This is a genomic window from Agrobacterium rosae (genome assembly GCF_002915175.1).
In the GTDB taxonomy this organism is placed as follows: domain Bacteria; phylum Pseudomonadota; class Alphaproteobacteria; order Rhizobiales; family Rhizobiaceae; genus Agrobacterium; species Agrobacterium rosae.
The window spans coordinates 447,661-470,171 of sequence record NZ_NXEJ01000008.1 but is presented as its reverse complement, the minus strand read 5'-3'; the positions used below and the strand labels follow the sequence as shown (position 1 = coordinate 470,171).

At 57.4% G+C, this 22,511-nt stretch carries 18 protein-coding genes; 8 read left to right on the top strand and 10 right to left on the bottom strand.

The annotated features are described in order from the left end of the window. Window positions 1-25: 25 nt before the first annotated feature. The 5 genes from CPJ18_RS17925 to CPJ18_RS17905 form a co-directional block, all read right to left on the bottom strand. Window positions 26-1,396: an LLM class flavin-dependent oxidoreductase gene (locus CPJ18_RS17925; protein WP_103659712.1), complete on the bottom strand. Its 1,371-nt coding sequence runs from the start codon at window positions 1,394-1,396 to the stop codon at window positions 26-28. A 4-nt stretch (window positions 1,397-1,400) separates the two neighbouring features. Next, window positions 1,401-2,654 (bottom strand): LVIVD repeat-containing protein, encoded by a 1,254-nt coding sequence (locus tag CPJ18_RS17920; RefSeq protein WP_103659551.1) that lies wholly within the window; start codon window positions 2,652-2,654, stop codon window positions 1,401-1,403. A gap of 68 nt (window positions 2,655-2,722) precedes the next feature. Beyond that, window positions 2,723-3,766 (bottom strand): substrate-binding domain-containing protein, encoded by a 1,044-nt coding sequence (locus CPJ18_RS17915; protein ID WP_103659550.1) that lies wholly within the window; start codon window positions 3,764-3,766, stop codon window positions 2,723-2,725. A 33-nt stretch (window positions 3,767-3,799) separates the two neighbouring features. Beyond that, window positions 3,800-4,834, bottom strand: a complete 1,035-nt coding sequence (locus CPJ18_RS17910) for an ABC transporter permease (RefSeq protein WP_103659549.1) — start codon at window positions 4,832-4,834, stop codon at window positions 3,800-3,802. Continuing rightward, window positions 4,834-6,315 (bottom strand): sugar ABC transporter ATP-binding protein, encoded by a 1,482-nt coding sequence (locus CPJ18_RS17905; RefSeq protein WP_103659711.1) that lies wholly within the window; start codon window positions 6,313-6,315, stop codon window positions 4,834-4,836. The genes CPJ18_RS17910 and CPJ18_RS17905 overlap by 1 nt, the downstream gene beginning before the upstream one ends. Before the next feature lie 309 nt (window positions 6,316-6,624). Here CPJ18_RS17905 and CPJ18_RS17900 point away from each other — a divergent pair, with 309 nt between their 5' ends. Next, a complete protein-coding gene (locus CPJ18_RS17900) occupies window positions 6,625-7,674 on the top strand; it encodes a substrate-binding domain-containing protein (protein WP_103659548.1) in 1,050 nt (349 codons plus the stop codon). Window positions 7,675-7,778: 104 nt separating this feature from the next. Here the strand turns inward: CPJ18_RS17900 and CPJ18_RS17895 are convergent, their stop codons facing one another. From CPJ18_RS17895 to CPJ18_RS17875, 5 genes are all read right to left on the bottom strand, one after another. After that, entirely contained in the window at window positions 7,779-9,974 is a 2,196-nt protein-coding gene (locus CPJ18_RS17895; RefSeq protein WP_153366553.1) for a methyl-accepting chemotaxis protein, read from the bottom strand. Window positions 9,975-10,167: 193 nt separating this feature from the next. Further along, window positions 10,168-10,701 (bottom strand): sarcosine oxidase subunit gamma family protein, encoded by a 534-nt coding sequence (locus tag CPJ18_RS17890; RefSeq protein WP_103659547.1) that lies wholly within the window; start codon window positions 10,699-10,701, stop codon window positions 10,168-10,170. Further along, a complete protein-coding gene (locus CPJ18_RS17885; RefSeq protein ID WP_103659546.1) occupies window positions 10,694-13,657 on the bottom strand; it encodes a sarcosine oxidase subunit alpha in 2,964 nt (987 codons plus the stop codon). Before CPJ18_RS17885 ends, CPJ18_RS17890 begins: the two co-directional genes overlap by 8 nt. Next, window positions 13,654-13,932, bottom strand: a complete 279-nt coding sequence (locus CPJ18_RS17880; protein WP_103659545.1) for a sarcosine oxidase subunit delta — start codon at window positions 13,930-13,932, stop codon at window positions 13,654-13,656. The genes CPJ18_RS17885 and CPJ18_RS17880 overlap by 4 nt, the downstream gene beginning before the upstream one ends. Window positions 13,933-13,958: 26 nt before the next feature. Continuing rightward, window positions 13,959-15,209 carry a sarcosine oxidase subunit beta family protein gene (locus CPJ18_RS17875; RefSeq protein WP_103659544.1) on the bottom strand — a complete coding sequence of 417 codons (1,251 nt, stop codon included), beginning with the start codon at window positions 15,207-15,209 and terminating at the stop codon, window positions 13,959-13,961. A gap of 96 nt (window positions 15,210-15,305) precedes the next feature. On the opposite strand from CPJ18_RS17875, the gene CPJ18_RS17870 reads away from it, so the two are divergent. The 7 genes from CPJ18_RS17870 (at window position 15,306) to purU (ending at window position 22,390) form a co-directional block, all read left to right on the top strand. Next, the gene (locus CPJ18_RS17870; RefSeq protein WP_103659543.1) at window positions 15,306-16,280 is read left to right on the top strand and encodes a GlxA family transcriptional regulator; all 975 of its coding nucleotides are present in this window, start codon (window positions 15,306-15,308) and stop codon (window positions 16,278-16,280) included. A 36-nt stretch (window positions 16,281-16,316) separates the two neighbouring features. Further along, window positions 16,317-16,976, top strand: coding sequence for a helix-turn-helix domain-containing protein (locus CPJ18_RS17865; protein ID WP_077104403.1), 660 nt, complete (start codon window positions 16,317-16,319; stop codon window positions 16,974-16,976). Between the two features lie 90 nt (window positions 16,977-17,066). After that, window positions 17,067-17,972: a class II glutamine amidotransferase gene (locus CPJ18_RS17860; RefSeq protein WP_077104528.1), complete on the top strand. Its 906-nt coding sequence runs from the start codon at window positions 17,067-17,069 to the stop codon at window positions 17,970-17,972. 29 nt (window positions 17,973-18,001) lie between these two features. Further along, a complete protein-coding gene (locus tag CPJ18_RS17855) occupies window positions 18,002-18,688 on the top strand; it encodes a GltB/FmdC/FwdC-like GXGXG domain-containing protein (protein WP_103659542.1) in 687 nt (228 codons plus the stop codon). Window positions 18,689-18,703: 15 nt separating this feature from the next. Further along, entirely contained in the window at window positions 18,704-20,032 is a 1,329-nt protein-coding gene (locus CPJ18_RS17850) for an FMN-binding glutamate synthase family protein (protein WP_077118271.1), read from the top strand. 84 nt (window positions 20,033-20,116) lie between these two features. Beyond that, on the top strand, window positions 20,117-21,424 hold the full coding sequence (gene glnT / locus CPJ18_RS17845; RefSeq protein ID WP_103659709.1) for a type III glutamate--ammonia ligase: 1,308 nt from the start codon (window positions 20,117-20,119) through the stop codon (window positions 21,422-21,424). An 81-nt stretch (window positions 21,425-21,505) separates the two neighbouring features. Next, window positions 21,506-22,390, top strand: a complete 885-nt coding sequence (gene purU, locus CPJ18_RS17840; RefSeq protein WP_103659541.1) for a formyltetrahydrofolate deformylase — start codon at window positions 21,506-21,508, stop codon at window positions 22,388-22,390. The last annotated feature ends 121 nt before the right edge of the window (window positions 22,391-22,511 follow it).

Genomic DNA, 22,511 nt, shown 5'->3' with positions numbered 1-22,511 from the left:
GGATGTGAGTCCGGGCATGCCCTTATCAAACGTCGGATGGAAAACGCCATTGCGCCGCCACATGCGGTTCTGCCAATCGGTCACCCTCGCCGAACAGGCGGCTGCGCAGGGTTCCTTCTTGATAGTTGCTCTTGTAGCGTCCGCGTGATTGAAGCTCGGGGATGACGAGATCGACAAAATCCTCGTAGCATTCCGGCACGACCGTCCTAGTCAGGTTGAAGCCGTCGATCTCGCCTTCATCGATCCATGCTTCCAGCTCATCCGCAATCGTAGCCGGCGAACCAATGGACGTCGGATAGCGGCCGCCGAGGGCGAGGCTTTCCAGCAGGTCACGCTTCGTCCAGCCCCGTTCCCGCGCGGTCTGTACGCCGGATTGGATGGCATTGCCTTTGCCGCTGTCCTTGATGAGCGGATCGTCCAAGCCGAGGCTTTCGAGATCGATGCCGGAGCCGGCCGAAAAATGCGCCAGTCCCGCTTCCGGGCTCGCATAGCGGCAATAATCGGCATGTTTTTCCCGTGCTTCGCTGTCGGTCAAACCCGGAATGACGTTGATGCCGACGAAGATCTTGATGTCGTCGGGCGCGCGTCCTGCCTTCACGGCTTCAGCCCGCAACAGCCGCGATGTTCTTTGCGCGGCGGCGCGATCCGTGGCTGAAATGAAAATGCATTCCGCGTGGCGTGCCGCAAACGCTCTGCCGCGTTCCGAACTGCCCGCCTGAAACAGCACCGGCGTGCGCTGCGGCGATGGTTCGCTCAGGTGGTAACCCTGCGACTGGTAAAATGTGCCCTGATGATCGATGGCGCGGACGCGGGCGGGGCCAGCATAGATGCGGCCTTGCTTGTCGGCGCGCACAGCATCGTCCGCCCAACTGCCTTCCCAGAGCTTGTAGAGCACTTCGAGTGCCTCATCCGCTTGATCGTAACGGTAGTCATGCCCGGTCATGGCGCTCTGGCCGATGGCCCGGGCAGCGCTATCGAGATATCCGGTGACGATATTCCAGCCCATACGGCCGCTGGTGAGGTGGTCGAGTGTCGACATGCGGCGAGCAAAAAGATAAGGCGGTTCCGCATTGGCGTTGACCGTGATACCAAAACCCAGATGCTTGGTCGTGGCTGCCATGGCAGAGACCAACATCATCGGATCGTTGACGGGCAATTGCACCGATTCGCGCAGCGGAACATCGACGGAGCCGCCATAGACATCATAGACGCCGAGAATATCGGCCAGGAAAATGGAATCGAACAAACCGCGCTCAAGCGTTTGCGCCAGGTTCGTCCAGTAGCCGATTGTCTTGTAGTCGGCAGAGCGATCCCGAGGGTGGGTCCATAGGCCATGGTTGATATGGCCAACGCAGTTCATGCTAAAGGCGTTCAGGCGAATTTCTTTTTTGGACATTCCATCAACCGCCATATTCGATGATCTCAAGCCCGGCATTGTAATCGGTTGCGTAGATCAGGCCAGCCGCATCTACAAAAACATCCGCCGACTGAATGACTTTTGGCCGACCGGCTCTGCGGTCCGTCATCACGGTTGGTCCCGCTGGCACCAGAGCGCCAGTCTCAACGGAATGGTACGGATCGGAAATATCAAAGGCGCGAATGCCCGCATTCTGCCATGTTGCAAAAATCAGGTTTTCCGAAACAAATGATCCGGGCCTGTTCTCATACAGATTATGCGGGCCGAAATGGCCACCTTTTTTGGTGTAGTCGATCTCGCTGGGAATAGGGAAGGTGGATATGCTGACGGGGTTTTCCGGCACGCGGATATCGAACACCCAGGTGTGCTTTCGCCCATCCTCTTCATTGTCAAGCACCGCCTCATCGGCGACCACCAGCAGATCGCGGCCCGGCAGCGGCAGTGGAGAATGCGTGCCGCCGCCATAGGGTGGCGACCAGTTGTGGTGCTTGATCAGCTTGGGGGCCGAATGGTCTGAGATATCTAGCAGCGTCAACCCGCCATCGCGCCAGCAGGCATAGGCGGTGGTGCCGTGAACCAGGGCGTGATGCAGGGCATAACGTTCTCCTTCACCCCAGTCCGGTGTCTCACCCTTCGCAAGATTCATGCCCGGCAGCCACCATTGTCCAACGATGAAAGGCTTGGTGGGATCGGAAAGATCGATGGTGACGAAGATATAATCGGAAAAGCCATCCAAAAGGGCTGAAGCATAGGCATAACGGCCGCCGACATACCAGATGCGATGCAGGCCGACGCCATCGACATCCAGCTGCCCGATCTTTTTCGGGCGATCTGGCGTGGAAATATCGAACACGCTCATGCCCGCTGTCCAACTGCGCTGCCGCTTTTCAGCAGCCACGGTTTCACCGACGGACTTGGTGTAATAGGCCTTTTCGTCGGTGAAGCTTTCTACATCCGCAAACAGATCGAGCGCATTGATGACCAGCAGGAGATCATCATGTGTCTGGAGATGGATGTTCCAGGTGTTGGGCGGAGCCTTGATGTAATTGACGGTTTTGGGATGTTTGGCGTCACGCACATCCACGATCGAAAACCCTTGCGACCATGGATGGGCCACATAGGCATGACCGCGATGCACCATCAGTTGCAGCCCGTCGCCCCTGCCACCGATATCGCTGTGGCCGATGAGCTTCATGTTGCGGGCGAAATCGGGCTTTGGCAGGTCTGGGCTGGTCATGTCTGTCTCTTGATGCTGGAAACGGAATAGGCACCGCGCAGGACGCGGTGCCGGATAGGTCGCAGGCCTCAATGCGTGGCGGATGGTATCCAGCTTGCGGTGGCTGCATCGCTTTTCAGGAAGGCAGGGAATTTCTGCTGAAGCTCCTCTATGGTGCCGATGTTGTTTTTCACCAGATCGTCACGGGTGATAAGCGTTGGCTGGAGAAGCACCGATTTTCCGGGCGACTGGCCAGCGATATCGAGCGAAACGGCGCGCACTGAGACCTCGCCCACCACGGCGGCGTTGGTTGCGGCTGTCGCCACCCAGGCGCTGTCGGGCTCAACGATGAGCTGGATATCGGCGGTCGAAATATCGACACCATAAATCTTCACCTGCGTCGAAAGGCCCAGCTCATCGACGGCCAGTTTCACGCCTTTGGCGAACTCGTCCCATGGCGTGAAGATGACCTTGATATCCGGGTTGGCGCGCAAAATGGCCTTGGTCTGGTCGGCCACAGACGCGGGCACCGTGTCGTTGACCACGCCCCAAACGGCTTTTTCGGTCAGCTTGTGCTTTTCCACGAAGTCCTTCCAGACTGCATAACGACGGTCCAGCGGTGCAAAACCAGCAACATAAACAGCACCGGCAACGAAACCATCGCCATTGTCCTTGATTGCCTGATCAAGAACGAGCTTCGCCATGTCCTTATCGCTCTGCTCGATCTGCGGTATCTGCGGATTGTCGAGGTTCACGTCGTAAGCGACGACCTTGATGCCCTTGTCGAGCGCTTTCTGGGCCACGTCCTTCAGCACTTCCGGGCGGCCATTGTTGATGACGATCCCATCCACGCCGAGATTGATCGCCTGCTCGACCAGATTGCGCTGTGCGTCATTATCGTTGCGCGCCTGCGAAACCGTGAGGTTGATGCCGAGCGCATCGGCCTGCCGCTTGACGCCTGCTTCGAAAGCCTGAAGCCAATCACCGCTGCCGAGGAAGCTGATAACGGCAACATTCACCGTCTTCTTGTCGAAAGGTGCAGGCGCACCCGCAATGCCGGCGGACAAGGCGCTGGTGGCCACGATGGCGCTGGAGACGGCGGCGACGGCAAATGTTTTGAGGATTTTGAACATGATGTCCACTTCGTTGGATGAGGGTTGAGAGGGTCAGTTTTTCGCGCGCGCAACGCCGTAGGTCAGCGCCAAGGCACCGACGAGAACGGCACCTTTGATGAAGTCCTGCGTGTAATAAGGCGCGTTCAACATGGTGAGACCGTTGAGCAGAACGCCCACAAAGACAGCTCCGACGACCGTGCCGAGAACATTGGGACGTCGCAGCGCCAGAACCGCAAAGCCGATCAATGCGGCTGCAACGGAATCCATCAGCAGCGATGCGCCCGAAGACACGTCTCCACGACCGACACGGGCCGCGACAATGATGCCGCCCAGTGCCGCAAGCGTGCCGGAAAGCACATAGGCGAAGGTTTTGATGCGATCGACATTCGCGCCGGCCAGACGCGCCGCCGTCTCATTGCCACCGGTGGCATAGATCAGCCGCCCAAGCCGCGTCCGCTCCGTCAGGATGAAAAGGATGACGGCGACGATGACCATGAGGATAACGGGAAGAGGGATGAGGCCGAAGAGGCTGGAACGACCGATGGTTAGAAAGGTGGGATCGTACTTGCCGGTTGCGGTGGAGCCATCCGGCAGAATGAGACCGACGGAGATGGAGCGGCCTGCCGTGGGAATGAGCTGAAGACCCGTCAGCAGGAACATGGTGGCTAGCGTTGCCAGCAAGTCCGGCACTTTCAGTTTGACGATCAAGAACGAATTGGCGAGGCCGACAAGTGCGCCAAAGGCCAGCACCAGCGGCACTGTCTGATATGCGTTCAGTCCCAAAACGATCATCAGGTAACTGGCCGCCATGACGCTGGAGGCCGCGACGGCGCCCACCGACAGGTCGAAACCATTGATGGCCAGCGTTACGCTGACGCCCGCGCCGATGATGGCGACGACGGAAACCGCCTGCAAAATGCTCATCAAATTGTTGATGTTGATGAAGGCGGGCTGCGCTAGCGAAAATCCGATGACCAGCGCCGCGAGCAGCAGAAAAACTGCACCGCGCCTTATGGCGTTTCTGAAGCTTTCCGCTGTTGCAGAATAGGTTGGCTTTTCAGCGATCTGTTCCGTGCCATCGACCATCAGGCAAGTTCCTTGTCAGGCTGCGTTGCGTCCGCATGAAGCGGGCTTTCGAGAAGGGTGTGATGTTCCATGACCAGAACCCGGTCGGCGACCTCGAATGCTTCTTCCGGGTCGGACGTCGCAATCAGGGTCGCGCGCTGCGAATGGCGGCGGATGGCGGCGATAATGTCTTGCCGCGCACCGACATCCACGCCTTGAAAGGGCTCATCCAGCAACAGCAGGCGGCTGGGCTCGGCTTCCCAGCGAGCAATCACCGTCTTTTGCTGGTTGCCACCGGAGAGAGACCAGACGGAGGCGGAAGCGGAAGACGCCTTGATCGCCAGCCGCTTGATCGCATCATAGCCTTCCCTCTGTTCCCGGTTGGAAAACAGGAAGCCGGAAGAGTACCAAGTCTTGAGATGCGGAAGACTGATGGTTGCGGCAATGCTTTCGCCCGGCCAGTCCGCATGGATGAAGGAAGAGCGGTGCCGGTCCTCCGCTGCCATGGCGACACCGGATGAGATCGCATCGGTGGGGCTGAGTGGCGCATAGGGCTTGCCGCCCAGTGATACCGTTCCCTTGGCAAAGGCACCCAGCCCGAAGAGGGATGACAGCAACCGGCTTTTGCCTGCTCCCAGCACGCCGGTGATGGCGACGACCTCTCCCTCGCGCACCGAAAGCGAAAACGGCTTGGCACCGGGCAGAAGGCTCACATTTTGAAGGTCGAGTACGGTCTTGCCAAACGTCTCGCGGCGATCCGGTCGCGCGGAACTGAGAGAACGGCCGATCATGGTTTCAATGGCTGCATCAAAATCGATGGGCTGCGTGAACGAGCCGACATTGCGCCCGCCGCGCAGGATTTCCACCCGGTCTGCCAGTGCAGCAAGATCGGCGGTGCGGTGGGAGATATAAAGGACGCTGATCCCGCGCTGTTTCAGCCTGCGAACAAGGTCATAAAGCCGTAGGGATTCGCGAGAGGAGAGGCTGGCCGTGGGTTCATCGAGAATGAGCAGACGCGCATTGTTTGCCAAAGCGCGGGCAATTGCCAGCAACTGCCTGTCTGCGGCGCTGAGGTCTTCGAAATCCCGATCCAGCGGCAGATCGAAACCGGCGTCGGCGAGAATTTTCGAGGCGGCTTTGCGGATGGATGTTCGCGACAGGAAAAACGGATGCCGCCCATTGACGAAGTGATTGAGAAGCAGAGCATCGGCCACAGTCAGGCCGGGAATGCCGACGACATCGGTGGATTGGTGAACGGTGACGATTCCCTTTGCCGCCGCTTCCGCTGGCGTTTTCGGCGCAAATTCCGCGTCCTGCCACAATATTTTTCCGGCATCGGGGCGATACAACCCCGACAGGATTTTGACCAGTGTCGATTTCCCTGCGCCGTTTGCGCCCATCAGCGCAACGACTTCGCCCGCCTCCATTGTAAGGTTGGCGTTCACGAGTGCCTTGGTCGAACCAAATGCTAAGGAGATGTTTTGTACGTCGAGGATTGGCATAATGGTAACGCCTGTGAATGACGATCCAGTGTCGTAATCCTCCTGTTCGAACAAACAAGGATACGGTTTCTATAGTGCGTTGAAAGGATGGAATATATTTCCATCCTGCGAGTGCCCAGATCGTGCGAGCGGAGGGCGTTTCCAATCCCGCCTCTGGTCCTGAAGTAAAACGTTCTGCATGGCGGTCTCGGCGAAACAAAGAAAACCCAGCCGACCACATAAATTGGTACAAAATAGTCCATCAATATGATCGATTTTATGGTCTGATTTGTTCAGAGAATTTCAGTCGGATCATCAAAAGGAAGTACCATGTCAGTCAGACCTGTTTTCGTAGCTTCGGCGCTCTTTTCTTTATTGTTGCCGCTCGCTGGTGCTGCGCAAGCGGAAGGGCTTCCCGGTGCTCCTGCGCCTTTCGATAAGGGTGGCGTAAAAATTGCGCTCATCGGATATATTTCAGCAGGCGATTTCTTTCAGGCCTATCAGGCGGGTGCAGTCGCGCAGGCTAAAGCGCTCGGCGTGGACTTACGGGTGTTTCAAGGACGTCAGGATGCGGCTCAGCAACGGGAGCAGATTCTGCAGGCCATCAATCTCGGCGTTCAGGCCATCGTCGTAGACCATGGGCAACCTGAATCCTTGACGGATGTTGTGCAGCAAGCCCTTGATAAAGGCATCAAGGTCGTGGCTTTCGACGTCAATCTCAACAACCCGAAAGTCTCCCAGATCGAGCAGTCCGACCACAGGCTGGCCGAACTGGCGCTGGAGCAAGCATTGAAAGATAACGGCACCAGCTTTAATGCCGGCTACGCATATGTCGCGGGCTTTGCACCGCTGGATCGTCGCAATGAAATCTGGGACAAGGTCCGCGGCGAAAACAAGGGCATCGTGGAAAAGGCCCGTTTTGGAACGGTCAGTGACACCACCGCGACGGCAACTGCCGATCAAGCCAAAGCGATATTTCGCGCCAATCCGGACATTTCGGTCGTGTTTGCGCCTTACGATGAATTTGCGCGCGGCGTGAAGCTCGCCGCAGCCGATCTCGGAATTTCAGACAAGGTCAAGATTTATTCGGCAGATATCTCCACGGCCGACATTCAGGAAATCGTCGAGCCCGGAAGTCCATGGGTGGCAACAGCTGCGACGAATCCGGCCGTGGTCGGGGCGGTTTCTGTTCGAGCTGCCGCTCTTCAGATTGCCGGTGAACAGGTTCCGAGCAAGGTTGTTGTCGAACCTGTTCTGGTAACACAAAAGCAGTTGCGGGATGCCAAGGTCGAAACAATCGAAGATCTGGCGAAAAAAATCCCGGCATTTTCAACAAGTGCCGCTGTAACCGCGAGCTGGATACCTTCCGCAGCGTTTTAACGTATCAAGACCTGCCAACGCATTATTTGTGTCTGCTACTGCCGCTGAAGCAGTAGCAGACATTATGCCGTTGCGGAAAAGGTCTCGGCGAGGCCCTGTGGCGGTCAGCTTGCCAACGTGTAGTGGGAGCGTCGTTGTTCGTTTTGCACAGAGCCGTTGCCGACTTTGAAGCGGCCTATGATTTCCGCAAGATTCTCCGTTTCCTGTGACAGGCTCTGCGCGGCGGCTGTGGTTTCCTCGACCATAGCCGCGTTCTGTTGGGTTACCTTGTCCATGTGGTCGGCGGCCGATGACACTTCCCGGAGGCTGACAGCTTGTTCGCGGGTATTGGAGGCGATCTGGTTGACGGTCTGGGTCATGCCGATGACCTGTTCTACGATTTTCCCAAGTGATGATCCGGTTTCCTGGACTAGATTAACACCGGCGTCGACCTGCGATGACGACAGGGAGATCAGTGTCTTGATTTCCTTTGCGGCCTGTGCCGAGCGTTGAGCCAGCTCTCTTACTTCCTGAGCCACGACGGCGAAACCTTTACCAGCTTCGCCCGCACGGGCGGCTTCGACACCGGCGTTCAGTGCCAGAAGGTTGGTCTGGAATGCGATTTCGTCAATGACGCTGATGATGTTGCCAATCTTGCTCGACGAACCCTGGATTTCCGTCATGGCTGCAATTGCGCGAGCAACGACGGCACCTCCCATTTCAGCATCGCCGCGCGCGGCGCTGACTGTTTGTTGGGCGGTGTTTGCGCCATCAGCAGTGTCGTTGACACCACGTGTCACGTCACCCAGTGCGGCAACGGTTTCTTCCAATGATGCTGCCTGTTGTTCGGTACGACGTGCCAGATCGTTCGACGCTGTGGAAATTTCACCAAGGCCTGAGCGAATTGCGTAGACGGCTTGCACCACAGTACGAATGGTCTCTTCGAGAGTGGAAATCGATGTGTTGAAGTTCTGACGAATGGTCTCGAATTCCGGCGAGACGCGCTCGTCCATGCGTACTGTCAGGTCACCGGAGGCCAGGACACCGAAGCGGCTTTCGACGATCTGTACGAAATGACGCAGGTCTTCGGCCTTGGCCTCTTCGATATCGCTACGGCGTTTGCGGTCTTGCTCGACCTGCTCTTGTAGCTCCTCTTGTTCTCGTTTGAGCGTCTCGCCACGGGCGAGGTCATGGCGAAATTTTTCGAGAGCGACCTTCAGACGTCCCAGTTCGTCCATACTGCCATTGTGCGCGATTTGCTCGCGGTAATCCCCATCGGCCATCTTCTGGACCGAGCCGAGAAGGCTCTTGAGTGGCTTGCCGACAAACACGCGTGTGGCTGAGAGAATGACACCAAGGGTAACCAGCAGAATGAGCAGCCCGCCGATGGTCGTGCTGTAGATCTGGCTCCAGACGGGATCAGAGAATGTTGCCGCCGGTACATCAAGGATGGCTGCCCAGGTGGTGTTCATGCCAGGCGCTGTGAACGGATAGATCAGGCGAACGGCACCGTCTGGCATATCACGCAAAATCTGCGGTTTGCCATCCGCAAGCGCCTGCTTGACCTTGTCTGCGCCTTGGTCGGTATAATCCTTCATCAGATTGGCGGCGTCTGGATTTGCGAGCCACTTGCCGTTGCTGGCCAGCAGCATGACGCGGCCTCCATCGAACGGCTTCATCTGGGTCAGCGTATTTGTCAGGTTATCCAGTTTGATATCAACACCGGCCATGGCGACGATATTGCCATTTGCACGCATGGGAACGGACACCGATGTCACCAGCTTTTTCATGCCGGTGAGATAGGGCGAGGTTATCGCAGCTTTGCCGGAATTGACCACGAGAGAATAATATTCGGACTTCGGATCAAGGCTCCAGGTCGATAGCTCCATTTGGCCATTGTCACCCTTCGTCCAATAGGGCGTAAAGATGCCTTCCTTGTTGACGCCTTCATTGCCCGCGACCGGGGTCAATCCCTTGGCCTCCGGCATTTCAAACATCCACGCACCGAACACGTTCGAATATTGCGGAGCTACGGCCTTGATGGCGGCAATGATGTCAGCGCGGTTTTTTGAACCGTCTGTGATAATTCCGTTGAGGCTGGCAGCTAACGTCGCACCAGCCGATGTAGCCTGAGCGATGTCGGTAGCAATGCGCTGGCTGACGAGAGCCGCTTTTTCTGTTGCAAGAGCCATAACATCGTCTTCGGTCTTTGCTTTAATCGTCATCGCGTTGAAAGTAGTATAGGCGATGAGAATGCTTGCGATGACAGTTCCCGTTGCGAGGATGAGCTTCCCCGATAATGTACGAAGTATTGCATTCATGAAATTGTCCCCAGCTTTGCAGGAAGATTGCTGGAAATTGGTGAAAATTCTCCAAATAAAACAATATAAAATTATCACCGACGACAATTTAGATATCAAGTATTTAGCCGTTCTGCAAAATTTCACGCTTCCGCGCAAAGCAACTCTGCGCAGCTTATAACATCGGTGGCTTCGCTCAGTTTGGCCTTGGGAATTATTGGAATTCCAGGCTCATCTGAACAAGATCGTCCCACAGGCTTTCGGCAAAACCTCTGAGAACCATGAGTTCGAACGCATGTTCTCCGGTTCTCGTGATGAGGGTGGAGATATGGCCGATCAATGTCGTTGTTGCCCATCCGACCGGAAAGCTGATCATAGCCAGATCAACTGCGGTTCCCTTGGCAAGAACACTCTCGACCCCGGCACCATACAGATGAATGCGCACGCGGCCTGCACTCTGATCGACGCCGTAAACGTCCGTGCCGAGCGCTGCGAAAAGCGCGTCCAACTGCCCTCGTGTCTTGGGCTGGTCGCCGACGACAAACCATTGGCCCGGCCCAGCGGCGCGCACGGCATGCGGGGTGCCATCGGAAAGCGGCACGATGCGATTCTTGATCGTGTCGTCGCCGGGGTTTCCCATGATGAGGATGACGTGGCCTTCAGGCAACGCTTCCAATGTGATGTCTTTGCCCGCAATTGGCGCGCGGTCAGCGAGTGCTGGCTTTGATACGAGGGCGAATTCAGACATGCAGTTTCTCATTTTCTGGATCGACAAAGACCGGGCTGCACAGGCGTCCGGGCGTGAACTCGTTTCTTACGCCATTCCAGATCATTACCTCTTCGCCGTGACGTTCAGAGCCACGATTGACGAGAGCAAGACCGATCGTGGAGCCGACATGGGGAGAGAACGCACTTGACGTGACATAGCCCTGATCATTTTCGAAGGTGGCAGCCGCGGTCTTTTCAAGAATATGCGCGCCGCTGCGGAACGACGTTTTTGGATCAAGTGGAATGACGCCGACGAGTTGTCCACGGTCAGGCGATGTCAGGCCCTCGCGCGCCACCATCGCCTTGCCGATGAAATCCACCTTGGTGGATGACACCATCTTGCCGAAACCGAGATCGGCAGGCACCACCGTGCCGTTGATTTCATTGTGGGTAACGTGGCCCTTTTCGATACGCAATACGCCGAGCGCTTCGATGCCATAGGGCTGAATGCCGTGTTCGCGGCCTGCCTCCATCAACGCATCGGCAACGCTTTCGCCATAGCCTGCGGGGACAGCGAGTTCGAACGCCAGCTCACCGGAAAAGGAAATCCTAAACAGGCGACCATGAAGTTGCCCACCGAAAAGTGAGACTTCGCGGGCACCCAGAAACGGGAAAGCCTCGTTGGAAATGTCTTCATCGACAATGGTCTGGAGGATGACGCGGGCTTTCGGTCCGGCAATTGCCATCTGCGCCCACTGGTCCGTGGAGGAGGCGAGGTGAACGTCGAGATCGGGCCAGAGCGTCTGTGCGCAGAATTCCAGGTGGTTCATGACGCCAGCCGCATAGGCGGTGGTGGTGGTCATAAAAAAGCGCTCGTCCGAAAGGCGGCTGGTGGTGCCATCGTCATAGATCATGCCATCTTCACGCAACATCAAGCCATAACGTGCCTTGCCGACGGGCAGCTTCAGGAAGGCGTTAGAATAGACACGATTGAGAAATTCTGCTGCATCCTTGCCGCAGATTTCGATTTTGCCCAGCATTGATACATCGCATAGGCCTGCGTTCACGCGAACGTTGCGCACTTCACGGTCGACGCTTTCTCGCCATGTGGTTTCACCGTCGCGCGGGAACCAGGCCGAGCGGTACCACAGACCTGTCTCGACGAAGGTCGCGCCATTCTTTTTGGCCCAGCCATGCAGCGGTGATTTGCGCACTGGCTGGAAATGTTCGCCGTGATATGCACCGGTCAATGCACCGAATGACACCGGTGTGTAGAAAGGTCTAAAAGTGGTTGTCCCGACCTCTGCCGGTGAAACGCCGCGCGCTTCTGCCAGAAGGCCGATAGCGTTGACGTTGGAAAGCTTTCCTTGATCCGTCGCCATGCCGTTGGTGGTATAGCGCTTGGCAAGCTCCACATGGCCGTAGCCTTCCTGTACGGCCAGCCCCAGATCCTTCCGGTGCACATCGTTTTGATAATCCACAAAGGCCTTGCCCTTTATGCCGGGAATATTCCACACCGGTTTGGCAGCAGTAGAGATCGTATCGCCTTCGACCCGACCGAAGGAGGCAGGCGATGTATTGAAGCCGAATTCAGCGACCAGTGCGGCAGCGCGGGCCGCGCCTTCTTCAAGGCACGATGAAATGCCGGATGTGGCGGCGACAGCACCCGCGAGCGCGACGCCTTTCAGCCCTTGCGGTGCCAGAAACGCGGATTGTTCATCCGACCAAACCGGTTTGCCACCACGGTGGCAGGCAAGATGAATGATGGGCGAGTAACCGCCTGACATTGCCAGCGCATCGACCTTGATTGTCTCGATCGTACCGTTTCTGAAAACGCTGATGGATGACAGTGCCTTGCCGCCTTGGGCGTCAGAGACGTAGGCACCCTTTATAACACGCGCCTTGCCCGTATAGGCAGGATTGCTCTCCGGCCTTGAGTCGATGATGGCAACCGGCACGATCCCGCGTTTCTCAAGATCATTCGCAAACGCATAGCCGCTGTCATTGGTGGTGAAGACCGCGATTTCTTTGCCAGGCGCGACCCCGTATCGGTTGAGATAGGTGCGCATGGCCGTCGCCATCATCACTCCGGGAATATCGTTGCCGCCGAAGACCAAAGGACGCTCTTCCGCCCCGCTCGCCAGCAGCGCCGTCTTCGCAACGATACGCCAGAGACGTTCGACGGGGAGTGCTGCATTTGGCAGCGCGATATTTTTCTGGACGCGCTCCACCGCGCCGAAGACATTGCCGTCATACCAGCCGAAGGCCGTTGTTCTTGTCAGAACCTGTACGTTGGACAGCGAATGGAGTTCGCCCATTGCCTGTTGAACGAAGACCTGCGTCGAAACATCATCAATCGAAGCTGTTTCAGACAGGAGCGAACCACCCGCTGCGGAATGCTCATCGACCAAAATGACGCGTGCACCAGCGCGACCGGCGGTCAGTGCTGCCGCGATACCTGTGGGGCCAGAGCCGATGACCAGCAGGTCGCAATGCGCCCAGCATTTTTCGTAAGTGTCTGGGTCCGCCTCATAAGTTGCTTTGCCAAGGCCCGCCGCCTTGCGGATAAAGGGCTCGTAGAGCTTTTCCCACAGCGGCGCAGGCCACATGAAGGTCTTGTAGTAGAAGCCTGCGCCGAGAAAAGGCGACAGCAGGCTATTCAGTGCGCCGATATCGAATTCCAGTGACGGCCAGCGGCTCTGGCTTTTAGCTTCCAGCCCTTGATACAGTTCCTGCATGGTGGCGCGGGTGTTGGCTTCCGTGCGTCCGCCGCGCCCGATTGTCATCAGTGCGTTCGGCTCTGCCGAACCGGCGGTCAGAATGCCGCGTGGACGGTGATATTTGAAACTGCGCCCGACCAGCAATTGGCCATTGGCCAACAAGGCGGAGGCCAAGCTGTCGCCCTCGAAGCCCAGCATGCGTTTGCCATCGAAGGTGAAGGAGACGGGTGTCTGGCGATCGATCAGGCCGCCGCTTTCTAAACGGTAGGATGTCATGGGCGGATATCCGATGCCTGCGCGATTGCCACGTCGCGGCTTTTTTCGATCTCATGGGTCGCCGTGTCACGCGTCACCACCAGCCAGCGTCGGCAGCCGGACGTGTGGTGCCAGTATTCTTCATAGAGACCGCGCGGATTTTCGCGCAGATAGACGTAATCCTTCCAGACATCCGTCCCGGCATCCGGCGACGGTCGTGCAAGAGCAGCACCCTTGATGGTGAATTCTTCCTTGGGTCTTGCACCGCAATGCGGGCAGGAGATGAGACTGGCCATGTCAGGCTATTCCTTGTGCTGCACTGTCAGTGAAGATTAGGCTGGGCACCCTGGCCCTTTTCATCCAGCATGTGGCCGCGTGCGAAACGATCCAGCCGGAAGGCCGTTGTGGTTGCTTGCGGCACGTCCCGCGCCAGAAGATGGGCAAAGCAAAAACCGGAGGCCGGTGTTGCCTTGAACCCGCCATAGCACCAACCGGCATTCAGGTAGAGATTATCGAGATGTGTGCGGTCGATGATCGGTGAACCATCCATCGACATATCCATAATGCCGCCCCATGAGCGCAGAACGCGCACGCGCGAAAGAGACGGGATCATCGCCTTTCCGGCTTCCGCCACATGCTCCACGGTCGCAAGATTGCCGCGCTGGGCATAGGAATTGTAGCCATCGATATCGCCACCGAAGACGAGACCGCCCTTGTCCGACTGCGAGACGTAGAAGTGCCCGGCCCCGAAGGTGACGACGCCATCGATGAACGGCTTTAAACCTTCCGAGACGAAAGCTTGCAGCACATGGCTTTCAATCGGCAGCTTCAGCCCTGCCATTTCGGCGACTCGTGATGAGTTTCCAGCCGCCGCAAGTCCCAGCTTGCCGCAGCCGATGAAGCCTTTTGTGGTCTCGACGCCCGTGACGCGTCCGTTTTCGCGCCTGATACCGGTAACTTCGCAGTTCTGAATGATATCGACACCACGCATGTCGGCCCCGCGGGCATAACCCCAGGCAACGGCATCATGGCGCACGGTTCCACCACGCTTTTGCAGTAGGCCACCCTGTATCGGGAAACGGGCACTGTCATAACCGAGGAAGGGCAGCATCTTGCGAACGGCGGCCTTATCCAGCAGATCGGCATCGACTCCGTGGAGACGCATGGCGTTGCCGCGCCGCGTGTAGGCATCGCGCTGGGCATCCGAATGGAACAAATTCAGTACGCCACGCTGGGAAACCATGGCGTTGAAATTGAAATCCTGCTCCAGACCTTCCCACAACTTCATCGACAACTCGTAGAAGGGGTTGTTGCCTTGAAGCAGGTAGTTGGAGCGAATGATGGTGGTGTTGCGCCCCACATTGCCGGAGCCGATATAGCCCTTCTCCAGCACGGCGACATTGGTAACGCCAAACTCCTTGGCGAGATAATAGGCCGTGGCCAACCCATGCCCACCACCACCGACGATGATCACGTCATAATGCGGTTTCGGCTCCGGCTGCCGCCAGGCAGGTGTCCACGCCTTGTTGCCGCGAAGTCCGTTTAAAAGCAGGGAAAGAGCCGAGTAACGCATTGTATCGCCGCATCTCTACATCAGTTGGCGACGAGCTTAAGCCACGACGAGCGCGGCGGATTGCACAAACGGGACGAGCAGATGTATAAATGAGCCATGTCGCTCTCTGATCCACAAACCCTGCAACGCATCGGCTTCGTACTGATGCCGAATTTTGCGCTGATGTCCTATGCATCAGCAACCGAACCGCTTCGTGCAGCCAATCTGATCGCGGGTTTGCCGTTATACGAGCCTATGCCGCTTTCAGCCGACGGTCAGCCGGTTCTCAGCTCTTCGGGATTAAGCGTCGAATGTGCGGATGTTGTTGCACAGGGCAGTGCCTGTCACACCATATTCGTTTGTGCCGGTGGGGGGCACTCGGATTGGGGCGACTATAGCGGGCTTCATGGGAGCTTGCGAAAGCTGGCGCGGCAGGGCGTACGCATTGGCGGCATTTCCAGCGGCGCTTATATTTTGGCCGCTGCCGGTCTGCTGGAAAACCGGGATTTCACCATTCATTGGGAGCATGCCGGTGTGTTCAGGGAGGCGTTCCCCCACCTCACGCCGCGCCAGGCGCGTTATGTTATCGATGGCGATAGGGTGACGTGCGGAGGTGGTGTGGCACCTCTGGACATGATGCATGCGATGATTTCGCAGCGTATGGGCTCGCATTTCGCCCGCAGGGTTAGCGACTGGTATCTGCACACCGCAATCGCCGAACCGACGGCTCCGCAGCGCGGCTCGACAGCGCAGCGCTTCGGCACACATCATCCGGCATTGCTTATTATTCTTGAAAAAATGGAAGCGACGATAGAACAGCCCATGGACCGCTTAACGCTTGCGGCGTTGGGTGGCGTCAGTGTCCGGCATCTTGATCGGCTCTTCACCGAACAACTCGGCAAGACGTTTCTGGAAACCTATCGCCTTATCCGCCTTCGCCATGCCCAGAACCTGCTGGAACAAAGCGCCCTGTCGATCTCTGAAATTGCCTTCGCGACAGGCTTCTCCAGCGCAAGCCATTTGTCACGTGTTTGCAAAGCCGTGCTCGGCAAATCCCCAGGCGCTTTTCGTTTGAAGTTTCTTGGCGATTAAGAGAATATTCCTCTCAGGATAATTCGAGGAACAGATATGGCCGACACCAGCGCTAAAGACGGGACAATAGCGGTCTTGTCACAGGATCCGCACGCCGTCAAAGAGCCACGCGGCAACAATCTGGAAATGGCCATCGGCCACGAGGTGCGGACCTATCGCAAGAAACTCGGCATAACCGTCACAGATCTGGCGGCTGCCACCGGCGTGTCCGTCGGCATGCTGTCAAAGATCGAAAATGGCAATATATCGCCATCGCTCACAACGCTACAGACCCTCTCACGCGCACTTGGTGTTCCGCTGACAGCGTTTTTTCGAGGCTTCGAGGAGCCACGCAGTGCCACCTTCGTGAAGGCGGGCGAAGGCGTCAATCTTGAGCGTCGCGGCACCCGCGCGGGTCACCAGTATAGCCTTTTGGGCCATATCGACAACAACAGTAGCGGTGTGACCGTCGAGCCCTATCTCATCACGCTGACAACCGACTCTGACGTCTTTCCGACGTTTCAGCACGAGGGCATGGAGTTTCTCTACATGTTGGAGGGAGAGGTTGTCTATCGCCATTCGGAAAGCCTCTACGCCATGCAGCCCGGCGACAGCCTGTTCTTCGATGCGGATGCGCCGCACGGCCCGGAACAGCTGGTGAAGCTGCCTGCGCGCTATCTTTCAATCATCTCTTATCCCCAGAACAAGACGCCATAAATTGCCTTAGAAGAAAATATTATTCTTCATAGTTGATATGTGGAATACCATATGCTAGCAATTTTCCATCGAAGAATGGAGATGCTGGCCATGTGCGGTATTGTTGGATTGTTCCTGAAAGACAAAAGCCTCGAGCCGCAGCTTGGGGAATTGCTGTCGGATATGCTGATCACAATGACGGATCGCGGCCCGGACTCGGCTGGCATCGCGATCTATGGAGCACCGGCATCTGGCAGGGCAAAGGTGACGTTGCAATCGGCCCAGCCGGATGTGGATTTCGCGGGACTGGATGCGGATCTCGCGGAGGCAGGCATCAATGCGACGGTTGCAGTCAAGAGCACGCATGCGGTGGTCGAAATTGCCGCTGACAAGCTGTCATCTGTCCGTGCCGTCCTCTCTGACATTCGCCCCAACATCCGCATCATGGGTTCCGGCGATAGCGTCGAGATTTATAAGGAAACCGGCCTGCCGAAAGACGTGGTCGCTCGTTTCGACGTGCGATCCATGGGTGGCACGCATGGCATTGGCCACACTCGCATGGCAACGGAATCTGCGGTGACCACGCTCGGTGCTCATCCGTTTTCGACAGGTGCAGACCAATGCCTCGTACACAATGGCTCACTGTCCAACCACAACAATCTGCGCCGCGAACTGGTGCGGGAAGGCATGACCTTCGAGACACAGAATGACTCGGAAGTCGCCGCCGCCTATCTGACGGCCGAAATGGCGAAGGGCAAGGATCTGGGCGAGGCGCTGACCGGTGCGCTGGATGATCTGGACGGGTTCTTCACTTTCGTCGTCGGCACCAAGTCCGGCTTCGGCGTGGTGCGTGATCCCATTGCCTGCAAGCCTGCGGTCATGGCCGAGACGGACCAATATGTCGCTTTCGGTTCGGAATATCGCGCTCTCGTCAATCTGCCGGGCATCGAGACCGCACGCGTCTGGGAGCCAGAGCCTGCCACCGTCTATTTCTGGGATCACGACAAGGCCGCCTGAGACAAGCCCATATCGAGAAAGTTCAAATCATGCCAGTTTTCGATCTCTCCACCACGCCCTTGCGAGAACTCAACAGCGCGCTGCATGCCCTGTCCAAAGGCGCGAATGACACCGAATTCGAAGTCATCAACCCGCGCGGTAGCCACTCGGTTGCGGTCGGTATCGATGCGCCTGTTACCGTGGAAGTGCGCGGCTCTGTGGGTTACTATTGCGCCGGTATGAATGATGGCGGCACCGTCACCGTTCATGGTTCTGCCGGTCCCGGCGTTGCCGAAAACATGATGTCGGGCACCGTCATCATCGAAGGCGATGCCAGCCAATATGCCGGTGCTACGGGTCGCGGCGGTCTTCTGGTCATCAAGGGCAATGCGGCCTCGCGTTGCGCCATTTCGATGAAGGGTATCGATATCGTCGTTCACGGCAATATCGGCCACATGTCCGCCTTCATGGGCCAGTCCGGGCACCTCGTGGTGTTGGGCGATGCGGGCGATGCTTTGGGCGACAGCCTTTATGAAGCCAAGCTCTTCGTGCGCGGCACCGTCAAGAGCCTGGGCTCCGACTGCATCGAGAAGCAGATGAAGCCGAAGAATCTCGCGAAGCTGGCTGAACTTTTGGAGAAGGCTGGCGTGACGGACGTGAAGCCGGAAGAGTTCAAGCGCTATGGCTCGGCCCGCACGCTCTACAATTTCAACATTGATAACGCCGATGCGTATTAAGGCGAGGGACATTTCATGAGCTATCACAATCCCCATACCCCGCCGCGCAAATCCGCCACATTCGATGATGCGACGCTGGCCGAAATCCGCCGTGCGGCCGCCACCGGTATCTACGATATCCGTGGTGCCGGCACCAAGCGCAAGGTTCCGCATTTCGATGATTTGCTGTTCCTCGGCGCGTCGATCTCGCGTTACCCGCTGGAAGGTTACCGTGAGAAATGCGACACCTCCGTCGTTCTCGGCACACGTTTTGCCAAGAAACCGATCCATCTGAAAACACCGATCACCATCGCAGGCATGTCCTTCGGTGCACTCTCGGGCAATGCCAAGGAAGCGCTGGGCCGTGGCGCGACGCTGGCGGGCACATCCACCACGACGGGTGATGGCGGAATGACGGATGAGGAGCGCGGCCACAGCCAAACGCTCGTCTACCAGTATCTGCCATCGCGTTACGGCATGAACCCCAAGGATTTGCGCCGCGCCGATGCCATCGAAGTGGTTGTCGGCCAGGGTGCCAAGCCCGGCGGCGGCGGCATGTTGTTGGGTCAGAAGATTTCCGACCGCGTGGCGAACATGCGCAATCTGCCCAAGGGCATCGACCAGCGCTCGGCGTGCCGCCACCCGGACTGGACAGGCCCCGACGATCTGGAAATCAAAATCCTCGAACTACGCGAAATTACCGATTGGGAAAAGCCCATCTACATCAAGGTCGGTGGTGCGCGACCCTATTACGATACCGCTCTTGCCGTCAAAGCCGGTGCGGATGTGGTCGTGCTCGATGGCATGCAGGGCGGGACGGCGGCCACGCAGGATGTGTTCATCGAAAATGTCGGCATGCCGACTCTCGCCTGCATTCGCCCCGCCGTTCAGGCCCTTCAGGATCTGGGCATGCACCGCAAGGTGCAATTGATTGTCTCGGGCGGCATCCGCTCCGGTGCCGATGTTGCGAAGGCCTTGGCGCTGGGTGCGGATGCGGTTGCCATCGGCACGGCGGCGCTTGTGGCGCTGGGGGATAATGACCCGAAATGGGAAGAGGAATACCAGAAGCTCGGCACCACGGCTGGCGCTTATGATGATTGGCACGAAGGCAAAGACCCGGCTGGCATCACGACGCAGGACCCGGAGCTTGCTGCTCGCCTCGACCCCATCGCTGCCGGTCGGCGTCTCGCCAACTATCTCAAGGTCATGACGCTGGAAGCGCAGACCATCGCGCGCGCCTGTGGCAAGAACCACCTGCACAATCTGGAGCCGGAAGACCTCTGCGCGCTGACAATGGAAGCCGCCGCAATGGCGCAAATCCCACTGGCGGGAACCAGCTGGTACCCCGGCAAGGGTGGTTTTTAAGCCACCATACGACAATGGCGAGCCGCCTTTGGGAGGATGCGGCTCGTTGACGATGAGTGTCTAAAATCCAAAAAGGGGAACAAAGTGACACTGGATCTCTCGCAATACGCCGCGGAAAACGGCGTCAAATATTTCATGATCAGTTTTACCGACCTTTTCGGCGGACAGCGGGCCAAGCTCGTTCCAGCCGAAGCCATTGCCGATATGCAGAAGGGCGGGGCCGGATTTGCAGGCTTTGCCACATGGCTGGATCTGACGCCCGCCCATCCCGATTTGTTTGCAGTGCCAGACCCGTCTTCGGTCATCCAGCTTCCGTGGAAGAAAGATGTCGCATGGGTCGCTGCCGATTGCGTGATGGAAGACAAACAGGTCGAGCAGGCCCCGCGTGTTCTGTTGAAGAAACTGATCGCAGAGGCTGCCGAAAAAGGGCTTCGCGTTAAAACCGGCGTCGAGCCTGAATTCTTCCTGATTTCACAGGACGGCTCAAAAATATCAGACGAATTCGATACGGCGGAAAAGCCGTGTTACGACCAACAGGCGGTGATGCGCCGTTATGATGTCATAGCCGAGATTTGCGATTACATGCTGGAGCTTGGCTGGAAGCCCTACCAGAACGACCATGAGGACGCGAACGGCCAGTTTGAGATGAACTGGGAATATGACGACGCGCTCCAAACCGCCGACAAGCATTCCTTCTTCAAATTCATGGTCAAATCAGTCGCTGAAAAACACGGGCTGCGCGCCACCTTCATGCCCAAGCCCTTCAAGGGGCTGACCGGCAACGGTTGCCACGCCCATATTTCGGTGTGGGATACGGAGGGCAAGGTCAATGCATTCGCGGATAAGGCGATGGATTTCGGGCTGTCGGCGCAGGGACGAACGTTCCTTGGCGGCATCATGAAACATGCGTCTGCGCTTGCTGCCGTCACCAATCCCACCGTTAATTCCTATAAGCGCATCAATGCACCGCGCACGATTTCCGGCGCGACATGGGCGCCGAATACGGTGACATGGACCGGCAACAACCGTACCCATATGGTGCGTGTGCCTGGTCCCGGCCGTTTCGAGCTTCGTCTGCCGGATGGCGCGGTCAATCCTTACCTGTTGCAGGCCATCATTATTGCCGCAGGTCTGTCGGGAATTCGCACGAATGCAGACCCCGGGCCCCACCACAATATCGACATGTACCGTGAAGGCCACACCATCACCGATGCGCCCAAGCTGCCGTTGAACCTGTTGGATGCGCTGCGTGAATATGAGAAAGACACAGAGTTGCAGCAGGCGCTGGGAACGGAGTTTTCCGCCGCTTATCTCAAACTCAAGCATGGCGAATGGAACAGCTACTGCTCGCAGTTCACGGCCTGGGAGCATGACACGACGCTCGACGTCTAGGCCGTTAATGCCAAGCTGTAAAGTTTGGCCCCCGCGCTTCCGTGCGGGGCCTTTTATCGCCGTTCCAAGAGAGATCGCCCGATGACGAAATTCATTCTGACAGTCACATGCACATCGACCCGCGGCATTGTTGCAGCATTGTCCGGCTATCTGGCGAAGCTCGGTTGCAACATTCTCGACAGTTCGCAGTTCGACGATCTGGATACCAAACGTTTCTTCATGCGCATCAGCTTTTTGTCGCAGACTGGCGCTACGCTGGAGCAGCTTGCCGAGGGATTGAAATCAATCTCTCAAGAGTTCGAGATGGAAGCAGAAATCCATGACGCGTCGCAGCGCATGAAGGTGCTGCTCATGGTCTCCCGCTTCGGGCATTGTTTGAATGATCTTTTGTATCGCTGGAAAATTGGCGCTCTGCCGATCGATATCGTCGGGGTCGTCTCTAACCATTTCGATTATCAGAAAGTGGTGGTCAATCACGATATCCCGTTCCACCACATTCCCATCACCAAAGAGAATAAGCCGCAGGCCGAAGCCAAGATCATGGATTTGGTAGAAAGCACCGGCACGGAGCTGATCGTGCTGGCACGCTATATGCAAATTCTGTCGGACCGCATGTGCACGGAAATGTCGGGCAAGATCATCAACATCCACCACTCCTTCCTGCCCAGCTTCAAGGGTGCCAATCCCTACAAGCAGGCCTACCAGCGGGGCGTAAAGCTGATCGGCGCGACGGCGCATTACGTCACTGCCGATCTCGATGAAGGGCCGATCATCGAACAGGATACGGTGCGCGTCACCCATGCCCAGAGCCCGGAAGACTATGTTTCGCTTGGGCGGGATGTCGAGGCGCAGGTGCTGGCCCGCGCCATCCATGCCCATATCCACCGGCGGACCTTCATCAACGGCAACCGCACCATTGTTTTTCCGCCAAGCCCCGGCTCCTATGCTTCAGAGCGCATGGGTTAGTGAGCCTGCCTCTCCAACAGGCGTTGCAAAGGCCCGTGGCTCGCAGTATGTATTTGGTACGCCATAATACCAGATGTCGCGACATCGGGTCTTGAATGCCCCATGTTCGCTGCACAGCGTA

Excerpts from the sequence above, each read along its gene's own strand:
- CPJ18_RS17905 (WP_103659711.1), bottom strand. The coding sequence starts at position 6,315 with ATGCCAATCCTCGACGTACAAAACATCTCCTTAGCATTTGGTTCGACC.
- CPJ18_RS17880 (WP_103659545.1), bottom strand. The coding sequence starts at position 13,932 with ATGGCCAGTCTCATCTCCTGCCCGCATTGCGGTGCAAGACCCAAGGAA.
- CPJ18_RS17925 (WP_103659712.1), bottom strand. The coding sequence starts at position 1,396 with ATGTCCAAAAAAGAAATTCGCCTGAACGCCTTTAGCATGAACTGCGTT.
- CPJ18_RS17875 (WP_103659544.1), bottom strand. The coding sequence starts at position 15,209 with ATGCGTTACTCGGCTCTTTCCCTGCTTTTAAACGGACTTCGCGGCAAC.
- CPJ18_RS17900 (WP_103659548.1), top strand. The coding sequence starts at position 6,625 with ATGTCAGTCAGACCTGTTTTCGTAGCTTCGGCGCTCTTTTCTTTATTG.
- CPJ18_RS17870 (WP_103659543.1), top strand. The coding sequence starts at position 15,306 with ATGTCGCTCTCTGATCCACAAACCCTGCAACGCATCGGCTTCGTACTG.
- CPJ18_RS17885 (WP_103659546.1), bottom strand. The coding sequence starts at position 13,657 with ATGACATCCTACCGTTTAGAAAGCGGCGGCCTGATCGATCGCCAGACA.
- CPJ18_RS17890 (WP_103659547.1), bottom strand. The coding sequence starts at position 10,701 with ATGTCTGAATTCGCCCTCGTATCAAAGCCAGCACTCGCTGACCGCGCG.
- CPJ18_RS17855 (WP_103659542.1), top strand. The coding sequence starts at position 18,002 with ATGCCAGTTTTCGATCTCTCCACCACGCCCTTGCGAGAACTCAACAGC.
- CPJ18_RS17915 (WP_103659550.1), bottom strand. The coding sequence starts at position 3,766 with ATGTTCAAAATCCTCAAAACATTTGCCGTCGCCGCCGTCTCCAGCGCC.
- purU (WP_103659541.1), top strand. The coding sequence starts at position 21,506 with ATGACGAAATTCATTCTGACAGTCACATGCACATCGACCCGCGGCATT.
- CPJ18_RS17860 (WP_077104528.1), top strand. The coding sequence starts at position 17,067 with ATGTGCGGTATTGTTGGATTGTTCCTGAAAGACAAAAGCCTCGAGCCG.
- CPJ18_RS17895 (WP_153366553.1), bottom strand. The coding sequence starts at position 9,974 with ATGAATGCAATACTTCGTACATTATCGGGGAAGCTCATCCTCGCAACG.
- CPJ18_RS17920 (WP_103659551.1), bottom strand. The coding sequence starts at position 2,654 with ATGACCAGCCCAGACCTGCCAAAGCCCGATTTCGCCCGCAACATGAAG.
- CPJ18_RS17865 (WP_077104403.1), top strand. The coding sequence starts at position 16,317 with ATGGCCGACACCAGCGCTAAAGACGGGACAATAGCGGTCTTGTCACAG.
- CPJ18_RS17910 (WP_103659549.1), bottom strand. The coding sequence starts at position 4,834 with ATGGTCGATGGCACGGAACAGATCGCTGAAAAGCCAACCTATTCTGCA.
- CPJ18_RS17850 (WP_077118271.1), top strand. The coding sequence starts at position 18,704 with ATGAGCTATCACAATCCCCATACCCCGCCGCGCAAATCCGCCACATTC.